We start from the raw sequence: 12496 nt of genomic DNA, 5'->3' as shown, positions 1-12496 counted from the left end.
TCAAGCTGCAATATATTGCGAACCTGGGCCGACAGCCCGTCAAATCCCTTGCGCATGTCGCATGGCGCCAGCGACAGATAGATCTTCGCCGAGGGCGGTAACGTCAGGCTCAACCTTCAAGCTCCCCGACAATCTCGAGGACCAGTCGCAGGGCCTGGCGGTCAACCAGCCTGTCCACCGAGACCGTGAAACCACCACCACGCCGAATGTCGATCCGGCCAGTGTCCACCATTTTGCCCGCAGGCTCTGGCTGCACCAGTTCAACCGGCACAAAGCCTGCCATCGCGCCGCGCAGCAATTGCTTGCGCCACGTGTAGAGCTGACCCGTCCCAATCCCATGCCGACGGGCAACCGCTGCCACAATCACGCCGGGCTGGGTCGTCTCCTTCAGGATCGCCAGCTTCTCTTCATCGCTCCAATTCCGGCGACGTTCCGCCCGTACGACCGCTCCACCATCCCGGCGAGCGCCCATACGAGGCTCGTTTGACTGCTCTCCTTCCACTCGCAAGGCCTCCATCTGCCCCGCGAAATCTACGCTACCCCAATGCCGCGCAAGGCCGGGGTCCGTCGGCGTTTACGGAAGATTGAGGTCTTCCACAAAATCCTGAAATCCGGCTGTCGCGCCGAGGACGCCAAGCTGCGCACTGCTGATCGTCTGGCCAATCTCGTGGCACTCTTTTGCATCGTCAGCTGGCGCGTACTCTGGATGACTATGGCAGCCCGGGCAGATCCCGAGGCTAGCCCGACAGTTGCGTTTACAGCAAGCGAGATCATCATCCTCGACCAACTCGTTGCGAAACCGGCAACCGGAACGCAAAGCCAGCCACCCTCGAGCTCTATCTCATCAAGCTGGCGTGTCTCGGTGGTTACCTCGCCAGAAAGGCCGACCCGCCACCAGGTAACACAGTCATATGGCGAGGCATCAGACGCCTCGCCGACATCCAGATCGGCGCTGAGCTCGGCAGATGTGGGTAATCGCAAGGCTCGCCGGACGGTTACCGTCGAGCTGGATTCCAACACCGTCGAGCGATCAATCCGGCCCTTGGCCCTGAATCGCAAGAACGCGCTCTTCGCCGGTTCGGATGAGGGCGGCGACAACTGGGCGGTGATCGCTACGCTTATCGAGAACTGCAAAATCTCGGGCGTGAACCCACACACTTGGCTGGCTCAGACCCTCGCCAAGCTCGCCAGCAGTCTTCCAGCCAACGCCGTCGGCGAACTCATGCCCTGGATTGCCGTGGCCTGAGAACGTCGCTTACGCAACAATCGCTTCAAGCCGCCGGCTGTCCTCCGCAGTGACCTCGATCTCGACACCCGTTTGTATGCCACAATCTGAAAGGTCGGCGGCCGTATGGAAATCCTTCGATCGGACTCTTTTGTCGCGATCAATCCACTAGGAAGCGACTACGAAGCGTTCCGATGAATCGTTCTGCGGCGCAACGCTAATATCGGCCTTTCGACTAGGTGATAGGAGAGGAGCGCTGCCACGAGGGCCAAGCCAAGGTCGAATGCGATCCTCACTCCCATCAGCGGCGCGACGCCCAGCAGCATCGGCCCGAGCAGGCGCGGTAGGTAGTGCCAGACGTACAGCGAATAACTCAGCCGGCCAAGCCAAACCAAAACGGGATGGTTAAGCAAGACTTGTATCGGTTTCAGTCGCGCGTCGAACAGGGTACACGCGATCAACAATACCAGTGCGACGCCGAAGAGACTGTAGCGTACGGTTTCGCGGAAAAAAGGTTCGCGGATCGCAAGGCAAATCAGGATGGTGCCCAGCGCTCCTACCCACAGCATGGGTCGGCTGAGTGCAACGATAAAGCGCCTGCCGGCGTCCGTTTCGCACAAGGCAGCGAGGAGTACGCCGTAGCTGATAGAATCAGCGCGGAAATCGGTACGCACGAAAATGATATTGGTATGCAGGTATTCAGGATGAAGGAGCGCTGTCGTCAGCCGCCATCCTAGACATGCGACGCATATTGCGATCATAGCAAATACGAGCGCCTGCGGCCGCCCGCGCAACAGAACGAACAGCAGTGGAAAAGCGAGGTAGAAATGCTCCTCGAGCGATAGCGACCAAAATATGCCGAACGGCATTGGTACCGGCGCCAACGGATCGAGCATGCGTGCGGAATAGAGATAATTGGCGAAATAGAACAACGCCGATAGGGGCTGGAGCCAATCGATGGGAGTACGGGTTATGAGATAGATCGCAATTACGACTAGCGTATAGACGGTGACGACTGGATAGAGGCGTAAAGAGCGGCGGCCATAGAAGCTGGTGAGGTTGATCTTGCCGTGCGCCTTGCGCTCGGAAAACAGCAGGCGGGTGATGAGGAACCCGCTAATAATAAAAAAGACATACACCCCAAGCCCGCCCGGAAACAGTCGATCTGATATATAGTGGGCGAACAGGACAAGCAGAATGCTGAGTGCGCGCAATCCATCAAGGTTTGGAATATAGCCCGGTCCGGCCGCCATCCGCTCAGCGGGAAGGAACAGGTTGGTATCGTTGCCATTGGTCGTGGCGGAGCAGGCGGCGGTGGCACCAGACGGGAGGGTGGAATGCCTCATGTTGGGATCAGGCCGTGGTGGCGCGCTCAGGCGCGCCGTCGATGGCAGCGGCGATCGCGCTCCATAGCGGCTTGCGGTGCATCGTATCGTCGAGCGGGGTCGGACGGAGTGGCTGTCGGTCGGCGCGTTGGCGGTCGATCGGCCCGTCACCTTCCTTGGTCAGCTTGCGCAGCCAGCTGTAGTTGTCGGCGCCGTTCCATGTGACGATGCCGAGACACTGCGGAAAGCTGAACGCGATGTCGAGAAAGTCTTTCGCGAGCGCCGCCACTCCCGCATCGCGCGCAGCGACATCGCCAGCGATGCCACGATCGTTAACGTCAAACTCGGTGATCATGAACTTAAGGCCTAGGTCGGTAATCCGGCGCAAAAATACGTCGACATCTTGGGAACGATAGGCGCGATCGGTCATCAAATGGGCTTCAAGCCCAACGGCATGTATAGGCACGCCGCGTTTCACCATCCCCTCTAGCAGGTTCAGCATGCCGTCGCGAAATATGTCGAAGATCCGTTCGTGATGTTCGAGCGCCGCTCCATTGGTGAACAGCATCGCATTGGGTGCAGCCGCGTGCGCCGCGTGGAAGGCGATGTCGATATAATCCATCCCCAGTTTGTCAGAAAAGGCAAACGGCCGATAGCGGCCGGACAGGTCATAGGCTGGTTCGTTCACGACTTCGACATGGACAACTTTGTCGCCCCATACGGCGAGAACCGCTTGGATGTAGTCGGTCAGCAGTTTCTCAGTCGCCTCTCGGCTAAGCGTGGGCACCAAGTCCTTGACCCAACGCGGCGTCGTCAAGTCATAGACGAGTGCATGCATCCGCATGCTGGCGTGAATTTGCTGCGCTAGACGATAAACAGGTGTTACCTCACTGAAGTCCAGCGGCATGCCTGGGCGAGGTTGGATTCGCGTCCAGTTGAATCCGTTGCCGGGGACCAGGATGTTGCAGTCGCGCCGAATGGCTGCGATATAGGCAGCGTCGCCGAACTGCTCTACGTCGAAAGTCGTGCCGACCAGTAGCCCTTTGCGTTCGGCGCGCGCTCGCAGGCTACCGCTGGGCGGCGGAAGCGAGACGTGCGGTACGGAGATGCGCTGCAGCGAAGAGGAAGCATCGCCAATGAACGGTACGGCGGCAAATGCGGCCCCGGCCATCGCCATGCGACGCGTGAAAAAGGGCTCGGACGTATCGTCAGTCATCATAGCTCCTCCGCATCACTGCATTCCAAGTCGCGGCATACGCCTTTGCCTGCGCAGCAGCACCCATGCGCGCGCGCAACGCAGAGTCGTCGACCAATTCCGTGATTGCTTCCGCAAGCGCTGCCGGGTCGTGTTCGGGAACCAGCAGGCCGGTAACGCCGTCGTTCACCGCTTCAGGGATACCACCCGATCGCGTCGCAATGGAAGGAACACCATAGGCGCCCGCCTCAAGGAATACCAGTCCAAACCCCTCTACCCGGCCGCTAGTATCCTGGTAACCCGGCAGGCAGAACAGGTCGGCGGCCGAAAGGCGCAACCGTACATCGGTATCGGGCAGGCCGCCGAAGAAGACTGTCTTAACAGCAAGATCGCGGGTAGTAGCGTCCAGCGCAGCAGCATAGTCGTCATCAAGGCGTGGGCCGATCACCCACCAGTCGATCCGCGCCGCAATCCCAGGCGCCAGGCGAGCAAGCGCATCTGCTATTACCCTATGTCCTTTTCGCGGTACGACCCTACCCAGTGAGACGATCACAATTCGATCGTCGGTGACATTGAGCGCTGCGCGGGCCTTGCCCCGTTCGGTACGACCCGCCGTCCACTGTGGGGCTACGCCCAGCGGGATCGCACGCACCGTCGCCCGGGGGATCTGCGGAAAATGCTTCAGCAATAGGTTGGCTGTGTAGCTGCTATTGGCGATCCACTGGGCCCACTCCGGCCGCCAGAAGCCGATCGCATCCAGCATCGCCCGGCGCTTTGGAGCCTGCATATAGATGATTTCGGTCCCGTGGACGGTCAGGAGCACGCGCGCCCCGCGCAGCCGTGACCGAGCGAGGCTTAACGGAATGAAAAACGGCCAGTCAGCAGCGTGGACTATATCGAACCGCTCGCGCCCAAGCAGCCGCCACGTCTCCAAGATGCGGCGGGGCAGCCCGCGCATAGTCGGGGTGCCGCTCGCGAATCGGCGTACCGTGAATGGGAGTGCTTCGTCGATGGCAGTGCAGTCTCTTCCGTAGTCGGGGGCCAGCACAGTCACCGTATGGCCTGACTCGGCGCTGGCGACAGCGAGTTCGCGCGCATAAGCACCTATCCCGCCGTGGAAGGGGGCGAATTCGCTTGTGAGCAGTGCAATCCGAGCCATCTGTTACTCCTGTTCTGCTTTAGAGCGATGTTGCGGTGCACACAAGAGTCTAGGAGTCAGCATTTTCCACAGGACCGCGGCGGATGCGGGCGCGCATGACGCTAACGATACGACGGCGCACCGGCGCGTCAAACCAATGAGCCAGCGATGCCGAGAGCGCGACTAAAACGGCGAGTGTAGTCCATCCAATCACCGTCTGCCGCAACGGAAAATGCGGGGCTGCCGCCTCGGCGAAGCTGAGGATCGGCCGATGTACCGCGTAAAGTGGGAATGAGATGACACCGAGCCATGTTGCGCATCGCGCGAAGCGCGGTCCCGGCTCGACCGCGGAACCGAATATGACGATCAGTGGCCCGAGCAGCAAGACGAAGGCAAGATCATAGGTGAGACCGCCCCATGGGCAGGTGAGCGCTGCCGCGACAAGTAGCAGCAGCAGCGGTACGGGCACCCGTATCTTCCGCAGTTGGATCCGATGGAGCAGCACCCCGATTGTGAAGGACAAGATGGTCCGAACGCAGCCTGCCGCAAAGGTGTCGATCGACACACCAATATGGCCGATCCCCTCGGCCGGAGCCTGCGCCACGAAAGCTATTCCCGATATGAGGATAATTCCGCATAGCACTCGCGTCCCCAGTATCGGCCGCGCTACCGCGTACAGTACGTTGACCAGCAGTTCGAAGAATAGCGACCAGCTGGGAATATTTAGCGGAAATAGGTCGCCACCGCGCGCGCGCAGTGGGTACGGCACGAAACACAGCCCGGCCAGCGCGCCGCCCAGAAGCGTCATGGGCGGTAGTGCGAACCGGTTGCCCGTCAGTAGTAGCGCCACCTCGCGCACCAGTCCCAGGAGTAACCCTAGCGCATAAAGCGGCCAGAAACGAATTAGCCGTGCTTCAAAGAAGTCGCACAGCGAAAGGCCGCTCGCTAGGCGGGCAGCATAGGCATGCGCGATGACAAAACCGCTCAGCGCGAAGAACAGGTCCACTGCCAGATAACCGCGCGGCACCACCATCCCAACCAACGCCACGCCGTGGAACAGGACGACCGTGATGGCGGCAACACCGCGGATCGCGTTAAGCGTCACATATTCGCGCCGGCTTCCTATTGCTGTGTTCAACGCTTGCCCCTTATTACCTGGACGCATTGGCATCATGGTATGTATACGTTGACGGCATTGGCTCTGGCATAACTTACCAATCGAAATTTCAAAGTGATTATAATTTTCCCATTTTAGATTTCCTAAAATATTTGTTTGAGGAAAATTTAAGGATTCTGAAAATTGACTTGGATGTTTTCAGTTATCGGCATCAATTATCATCATGCTGATCTTGGTTGACTGGTGCTCACGCCTGTCGGCATTGTTCTGGTTGATCGACGAGACAAGAAATGATTGAGCCGCATTCGCCCGGAAACGAGGCTCAGGATCGACTATCAAACATGCCTGCGATGCCCTAGCCGTCATCCCTACTGGATTAACGCAGCTCGGTTGAGCAGCGGACGCCACCAATCTTCGCGCGAAAGATACCATGACAGTGTTTCGGCAAAGCCCTGACGGAAATCGCGCGCGGGTACGTAATCTAAATCCGAGCGGGCCTTGGTCTCGTCAATTGCATAGCGGCGGTCATGCCCCATCCGATCCGTGACAAACGTCTTGAGTTCCTCACTCTTCCGTCCGCGCGCGGCAGGGGCGTTTGGGAAACGTTGCGCGAGATTGGGATCGGCAGCGAAAGCATTATCGACAGCTCGGCAAATTTCATCGATGACTGTTAAATTGGGTAGTTCCTGACCACCGCCAATATTGTAGACTTCACCTGATCTGCCTTTGGTAAGGCACGCCTCGATGCCGCGGCAGTGGTCTTCGACATGGAGCCAGTCGCGCACATTCATGCCGTCGCCGTAAATTGGCAATGGCTTGCCGTTTAGCGCGTTTAGTGTAAACAGTGGGATAAGCTTTTCGGGGAACTGAAATGGACCATAGTTATTCGAGCAGTTACTAGTGGTGGTATCGAGACCATACGTATGGTGATAGGCGCGAACGAGATGGTCACTAGCGGCCTTGGACGCGGAATAAGGCGAGTTGGGTGCGTAAGGCGTTGTTTCATTGAATGCAGGATCGTTTGGGCCCAGCGAACCGTAAACTTCGTCAGTCGAGACATGGTGGAAGCGATGCGCCTTGCCAGTGCCTTGGTCGAGCCAAGCCTTCTTCGCAGCCTTGAGTAAACTATGTGTGCCAACCACGTTGGTAGCCACGAAGGCATCGGGGCCAGTGATCGAACGATCGACGTGACTCTCGGCCGCAAAATGTACGATCGAGTCAATCTCGTGGTTGGCTATGATCTTGGACACCAAATCCGTGTCGCAGATGTCGCCTTCTATCAGCAGGACATCGTCCAGGCCATCAAGGTTATACTTGTTACCTGCATAGGTCAGCAGGTCGAGCACAACAATGCGATCCTGCGGGGTAACCCTGTTGTGGTAATGTACAAAGTTCGCGCCGATAAAACCAGCGCCGCCGGTGACGATCAGATTAGCCATTGGTTTTGATCTCAGCAATCAGGGTCCGAAGATTTGCGCGCCAATGCGGTGTGGGGCCGCCTAAGGCTGCAAAGGTTGAGGTCTTGTCTAGCACCGAAAAGTGAGGGCGCCGTGCCGCAGTGGGATAATCCGACGTGTTGATTGGAATGACCGGGACGTCGTCGTTCAAAAGGCCGGCACCCAAGGCTTCTTCCTGAATTGCGACCGCGAAGTCGTACCAGCTGCAAGCTCCCGCATCGGTATAATGATGCACGCCAGTGAAGCCGTTGATCGACAATGTCCATAGCGCTGCAGCGAGACCGGGGGCATAAGTGGGTGTGCCAAACTGATCGGCGACAACCCGTACTTCCGGACGTTCGCTCATTAAGCGGAGCATGGACCGCACGAAGTTGCCGCCGGTAAGGGCATAGACCCAAGCTGTGCGGACAATTAACGCATCTTCGCCGGCCAGTACCTCGCCTGCCAGTTTTGTGCGCCCGTATACACTCAGCGGCGCCGTTGGTGCATCTGGGCTATAGGGCAAACCAGAGAGGCCGTCGAACACGAAATCAGTTGAGACATGAGTAAAGCGCGCGCCGACGTCGTGAGCAGCGGCGGCAAGGTTTCCCACCGCTGTTGCATTTACCGCATAGGCTGCGGCCTCGTCACTCTCAGCCTTGTCAACTGCGGTGTAAGCAGCGGCGTTGAAGATCAAGTCCGGCCGCACATCCCTGGTAACTGCGCGAACGGCTACAGGATCGGTGACGTCTAGCGTGTCAACGTCATGGCTGACAATCTCGGCGTTGATAGGCGCCGTTGCCGCCAAGCTACGACCGAGTTGGCCCTTGCCGCCTAAGATCAGCACCTTCATGCGAAAGGCTCCACCGCATTCAAAGGTTTGCCAACGCTATCCTTGGCAGAGAGCTGGGGTTCGATGCCTTCCAGCGGCCATTCGATGCCTAGCCCAGGGTCGTTCCACATCAGCGAGTGCTCACTGGAGGGATCGTATAAGGCGGTGCACTTGTAAAGGAAGTCTGTGCCATCTTCCAGGCTGACAAAACCGTGCGCGAAACCGGGCGGTACCCATAACATACGCTTGTTTTCTGACGAAAGCTCTACGCCTACCCACTTACCGAAAGTAACCGAGTTGGCGCGCAGATCTACGGCTACATCCCATGCCCGGCCCGCAGTGACCCGAACCAGCTTGCCCTGCGGATGGGGCTGTTGGTAGTGAAGGCCTCGTAATACGCCTTTGGCGGAACGGCTATGGTTGTCCTGAACAAAGTCTATATCTAGACCCATATCTGCGAACAGCTTGCGGTTCCAGCTTTCCATAAAAAAGCCCCGATCGTCACCGAACACGCGTGGCTCAATGACTACAAGTCCTTCTATTTCAGTCAGAGTAACGTTCACGGGCTCATTCCTTCAAGTAGAGCATCACGTTTATCCAGTAGGTTGAGCAGGTATGCGCCGTAACCGCTTTTCATCAACGGCGCCGCTATCTCCTCCAAATGCGCGTCGTCAATGAAACCCTGACGCCAAGCGATTTCCTCGGGGCACGCGATCTTGAGGCCTTGGCGCTCCTCAATGATCCGTACATAGTTGGCTGCGTCAAGCAGCGAGCCATGGGTCCCGGTATCTAGCCAGGCATAGCCCCGGCCCATAATTTCAACGGAGAGCTCGCCTTTTTCAAGGTAAAGCCGATTGAGGTCTGTAATCTCAATCTCTCCGCGCGGGCTGGGCTTAAGATCACGAGCCAGCGCGACGGCCGTGTTGTCGTAAAAGTATAGGCCGGTTACGGCATAGTTAGATTTGGGGTTTTCTGGTTTTTCTTCGATAGTCTCGGCGCGACCCTGCGTATCGAATGAGACAACGCCGTACGCCTTCGGATCGCTGACGTAGTAGCCAAATACGGTGGCGCCCTTGTCACGTGCGCAAGCGCTGCTGAGCAGATTGGGCAGGCCGTGGCCATAAAAGATGTTGTCGCCCAAAATCAGCGCTGACGGGTTTTCACCCACGAAGTTGGCGCCGATATGATAAGCCTGAGCGAGCCCTGCCGGCTCGGGCTGAATCGCATATTGCAACTCCACGCCGAAGCTGGACCCGTCACCCAGCACACTTTTAAAAGAGGATTGGTCGTGAGGGGTTGTGATAATCAGGATTTCCCGAATTCCAGCCAGCATAAGAACTGACAAAGGGTAATAGATCATTGGCTTGTCGTATACGGGCATCAGCTGCTTCGAAACCCCTCGTGTGAGGGGGTAAAGGCGAGTTCCGGACCCTCCGGCGAGAATAATACCCTTTCTCAATTTAATCCCTCATTATAGATGGAGTGCAGTCAAAAATATTAGTCAGACCCAAATATATCGCGTGTGAAGACTTTGTGTCTGATGTCAGCGATGCTGGGCGCCACGCGATTCGCGATAATCACGTCGCAGTCCTGCTTGAAGGCTTCAAGATCGCGAACCACACGAGATCCGAAGAACGCTTCTTCGGGGAGCGATGGTTCGTAAACGACGACCTGGATGCCCTTCGCTTTGATCCGCTTCATGATTCCCTGGATCGACGACTGGCGAAAGTTGTCGGACCCTGCCTTCATCACCAAGCGAAAAATGCCAACCTTCGTCGGTTTGCGGGCAATGATCTGATCGGCCAAAAAGTCTTTGCGTGTCTGGTTTGCATCGACGATCGCCCGGATCAGGTTCTGTGGCACTTCGGAATAGTTCGCGAGAAGCTGCTTGGTATCCTTGGGTAGGCAATAGCCGCCATAGCCGAAGCTAGGGTTGTTGTAGTGCGCGCCGATGCGAGGATCGAGGCAAACGCCGTCGATGATCTGGCGTGTGTCCATGCCGCCGGCAATGGCATAGCTGTCCAGCTCGTTGAAGAAGGCCACACGCATCGCCAGGTAGGTATTGGCAAAGAGCTTGATCGCCTCTGCCTCGGCTGGCCCTGTGAACAGTACCTCCACGTCCTTCTTCACTGCGCCTTCGCGTAGCAATTCGGCAAAGACGCGCGCACGCTCGGATTCCTCGCCCACGATGATGCGCGAAGGGTGGAGGTTGTCATAGAGCGCGCGACCTTCGCGCAGGAACTCAGGGCTGAAGATTACCTGTTCGGTATCCAGGCGCTGGCGTACGTCGGCCACGAAGCCCACCGGAATGGTGGACTTGATCACCACCGTGGCAGCCGGATTATGCTCCTTCGCCAGCCGGATCACGGCTTCGACCGAGGAGGTGTCGAACTTGTTGGTTTCAACATTGTAGTTGGTCGGCGTGGCAACAATGACATAGCCGGCCCCCTCAAGTGCTGACTGCGCATCGAGCGTCGCTGTCAGGTCGAGCGAGCGGCTCGCCAGAAACTCTTCGAGTTCGGCATCGATAATGGGGGACTTGCGCTGATTCAGCAATGCGACCCGGTCGGCAGAGATGTCGACCGCAACGACCTGATTGTGCTGTGCTAGCAGCACGGCATTGGATAGCCCAACATAGCCCAGGCCAAAAACTGCGATCTTCATTCCGAGCTACTCACGCAAGTTATGCGCAAGCCTGGCAAGCTTGCCAGCACCTGCGCTCGTTGACCTGGCTTTCGGCGCCAGTCGTCGCCGTACTTTCACGTAAACGTCTATGCGATCTCGAGAGCAAGACCGTCAACGCTTTTATGCTGCAATTGCACAGTCAGCGACTTTGTGGGGGCTGAGGCTGGGGCTGGGCAGCATGGTGGCTTGATGCGCACAGTCCGGGAGGACTCAACGGCGCGCGGTGGCAGTCGGGTAATTTTGTAGAGGGGAAAAACCCTGGGGCGCTTTGATCTTGCCACAGTGATGTTCTGGGGGGCTTCGAACCTCTGATTGCCACGCTTGATGGCAGGAATTGCCCAACAAGGCGGATCGTGCCATGTTGTCAACGCTGGGTAGGTCAGTGCGGATGGAAGCCGGGTATCGTATGGGGCGATTGCCGCGCCGGCTGTTCTCGCAATAGCAATTCTTCGCTCGGGCAAATAAGGCTTTCACATCATCGTTTTTGCGCTCGGCCCACCGCAAAAAGGATGGCGGGCCAAAAACAGGTAGCTAGGAAGTCGCCGAGCGTGTCAGGGATATCGACGCGGCCAGCGTAAAGCGCATCGAGCACTTCGTTGCCGCTTTCCAGTATGATCACCATGAGCAAGGGCAGCGCTTGTCCCATGCGCTTCCTGGTCAGTGCCAGTGTGATCGTCCAGATCGCCATGCCCGCATAAGTGTGCGCGAACTTGTCCGGAGCGGGGCAAGCAGCAACAATCTGGTCGATAACGTGATGATAGCGGGCAACAAAGGTCATGGCCCATCATGCTGCATGTGCGAAGGAATGGCTAGGGGATATTGCTTTGTGCGGTTGCCAATGCAGGGCTGTCGTTGCTCGTCGGGCTCGTCTGTTTCTCACGACCTCTGGCGCCATTGTTCTTCATTCGTGCACCCAACGAAGCTGCCACGCCGGTTGGGGGGCATAGCCATATCGTGCAAGCGGCTGCGCCTTCTCCCGAAGCAGGCGCCTGCCACGCTGCGTCGCGTTGTTAGCCTCGTGGCAGGCGTTTTGAACCAACCAATTGTTCATGCCAGACCGGCGTGAGCCGCGGATATGCCGCCGGAGGTTGGCCGTATTCGCGCCGCTGGCGCTCTTTCCTCCAGCGACGCGCCCCGGAGGCCTAGCCGGGCTGATGGACGTCCTCGGCATTCCACTTCCTGCAGACGACAGCCAGGACCGTTATGCCCCCTCTATCGGCTTCGCCGGCGCATAGCTGCGTCGATTGTGGCTTCGCGCGGGTAGCAGATGTCGCGCGGTGGGACCTGTCTGGCAAGCGTAGCCTGCCGCAGTCTGCCTTAGGTGATCACCGGTTACTGTGGCGTTTCCGTCTTGGGCGTTCGGGGGCGCGAAAGGGACTTTGGGCGATGTGGGTATGGTGTCGCAGGCCGTCTCGGTCTGACCGCGCTCTCCTTCCGCTGTGCTCCAGCCGACCCGGCTGCGCCGTCTCGTCGGCATCGCCGGTACGATCGCTGACACCTGGCCCGGCCTCTGGCCGGTCCTGTCGGTCCGCCTGTGGCTGCC

11 protein-coding genes and 1 pseudogene are annotated in these 12496 nt (G+C 58.2%); 1 reads left to right on the top strand and 11 read right to left on the bottom strand.

Going from position 1 to position 12496, the window contains the following annotated elements; all coding sequences use genetic code 11:
* Nucleotides 1-109: 109 nt before the first annotated feature.
* Nucleotides 110-502, bottom strand: a complete 393-nt coding sequence (locus H926_RS0114415; protein ID WP_158441990.1) for a transposase — start codon at nucleotides 500-502, stop codon at nucleotides 110-112.
* A gap of 498 nt (nucleotides 503-1000) precedes the next feature.
* On the opposite strand from H926_RS0114415, the pseudogene H926_RS0114410 reads away from it, so the two are divergent.
* Nucleotides 1001-1246, top strand: a pseudogene (locus H926_RS0114410) (transposase domain-containing protein); the annotation flags it as partial.
* Nucleotides 1247-1404: 158 nt separating this feature from the next.
* On the opposite strand, the gene H926_RS0114405 reads toward H926_RS0114410, so the two are convergent.
* From H926_RS0114405 to H926_RS27720, 10 genes are all read right to left on the bottom strand, one after another.
* Complete coding sequence (locus H926_RS0114405) at nucleotides 1405-2571, bottom strand: acyltransferase (protein ID WP_082209171.1); 1167 nt, start codon at nucleotides 2569-2571, stop codon at nucleotides 1405-1407.
* Nucleotides 2572-2578: 7 nt separating this feature from the next.
* The gene (locus tag H926_RS0114400; RefSeq protein WP_022676941.1) at nucleotides 2579-3766 is read right to left on the bottom strand and encodes an endo-1,4-beta-xylanase; all 1188 of its coding nucleotides are present in this window, start codon (nucleotides 3764-3766) and stop codon (nucleotides 2579-2581) included.
* Nucleotides 3759-4904 carry a glycosyltransferase family 4 protein gene (locus H926_RS27725; RefSeq protein WP_022676940.1) on the bottom strand — a complete coding sequence of 382 codons (1146 nt, stop codon included), beginning with the start codon at nucleotides 4902-4904 and terminating at the stop codon, nucleotides 3759-3761. Before H926_RS27725 ends, H926_RS0114400 begins: the two co-directional genes overlap by 8 nt.
* Nucleotides 4905-4953: 49 nt before the next feature.
* A complete protein-coding gene (locus H926_RS0114390; protein ID WP_158441989.1) occupies nucleotides 4954-6021 on the bottom strand; it encodes an acyltransferase in 1068 nt (355 codons plus the stop codon).
* 347 nt (nucleotides 6022-6368) lie between these two features.
* Nucleotides 6369-7439 carry a dTDP-glucose 4,6-dehydratase gene (rfbB, locus tag H926_RS0114385; RefSeq protein WP_022676938.1) on the bottom strand — a complete coding sequence of 357 codons (1071 nt, stop codon included), beginning with the start codon at nucleotides 7437-7439 and terminating at the stop codon, nucleotides 6369-6371.
* Nucleotides 7432-8289, bottom strand: a complete 858-nt coding sequence (rfbD, locus tag H926_RS0114380) for a dTDP-4-dehydrorhamnose reductase (RefSeq protein ID WP_022676937.1) — start codon at nucleotides 8287-8289, stop codon at nucleotides 7432-7434. The genes rfbB and rfbD overlap by 8 nt, the downstream gene beginning before the upstream one ends.
* Nucleotides 8286-8831 (bottom strand): dTDP-4-dehydrorhamnose 3,5-epimerase, encoded by a 546-nt coding sequence (gene rfbC, locus H926_RS0114375; RefSeq protein WP_022676936.1) that lies wholly within the window; start codon nucleotides 8829-8831, stop codon nucleotides 8286-8288. Before rfbC ends, rfbD begins: the two co-directional genes overlap by 4 nt.
* Nucleotides 8828-9727 (bottom strand): glucose-1-phosphate thymidylyltransferase RfbA, encoded by a 900-nt coding sequence (rfbA, locus tag H926_RS0114370; protein WP_022676935.1) that lies wholly within the window; start codon nucleotides 9725-9727, stop codon nucleotides 8828-8830. The genes rfbC and rfbA overlap by 4 nt, the downstream gene beginning before the upstream one ends.
* Nucleotides 9728-9765: 38 nt before the next feature.
* Nucleotides 9766-10932, bottom strand: a complete 1167-nt coding sequence (locus H926_RS0114365; RefSeq protein WP_022676934.1) for a nucleotide sugar dehydrogenase — start codon at nucleotides 10930-10932, stop codon at nucleotides 9766-9768.
* Between the two features lie 496 nt (nucleotides 10933-11428).
* Complete coding sequence (locus H926_RS27720) at nucleotides 11429-11731, bottom strand: hypothetical protein (RefSeq protein WP_022676933.1); 303 nt, start codon at nucleotides 11729-11731, stop codon at nucleotides 11429-11431.
* Between the last annotated feature and the right edge of the window lie 765 nt (nucleotides 11732-12496).

The organism is Novosphingobium sp. B-7, from assembly GCF_000410615.1.
In the GTDB taxonomy this organism is placed as follows: domain Bacteria; phylum Pseudomonadota; class Alphaproteobacteria; order Sphingomonadales; family Sphingomonadaceae; genus Novosphingobium; species Novosphingobium capsulatum.
Note: the sequence above shows the minus strand (reverse complement) of the source record. Positions and strands in the feature narration are given on the sequence as shown.

Bases quoted from the DNA above. Each gene is read 5' to 3' on its own strand.
- H926_RS0114365 (WP_022676934.1), bottom strand. From the start codon at position 10,932: ATGAAGATCGCAGTTTTTGGCCTGGGCTATGTTGGGCTATCCAATGCC.
- H926_RS0114405 (WP_082209171.1), bottom strand. From the start codon at position 2,571: ATGAGGCATTCCACCCTCCCGTCTGGTGCCACCGCCGCCTGCTCCGCC.
- H926_RS0114400 (WP_022676941.1), bottom strand. From the start codon at position 3,766: ATGACTGACGATACGTCCGAGCCCTTTTTCACGCGTCGCATGGCGATG.
- H926_RS27725 (WP_022676940.1), bottom strand. From the start codon at position 4,904: ATGGCTCGGATTGCACTGCTCACAAGCGAATTCGCCCCCTTCCACGGC.
- rfbB (WP_022676938.1), bottom strand. From the start codon at position 7,439: ATGGCTAATCTGATCGTCACCGGCGGCGCTGGTTTTATCGGCGCGAAC.
- H926_RS27720 (WP_022676933.1), bottom strand. From the start codon at position 11,731: ATGACCTTTGTTGCCCGCTATCATCACGTTATCGACCAGATTGTTGCT.
- rfbD (WP_022676937.1), bottom strand. From the start codon at position 8,289: ATGAAGGTGCTGATCTTAGGCGGCAAGGGCCAACTCGGTCGTAGCTTG.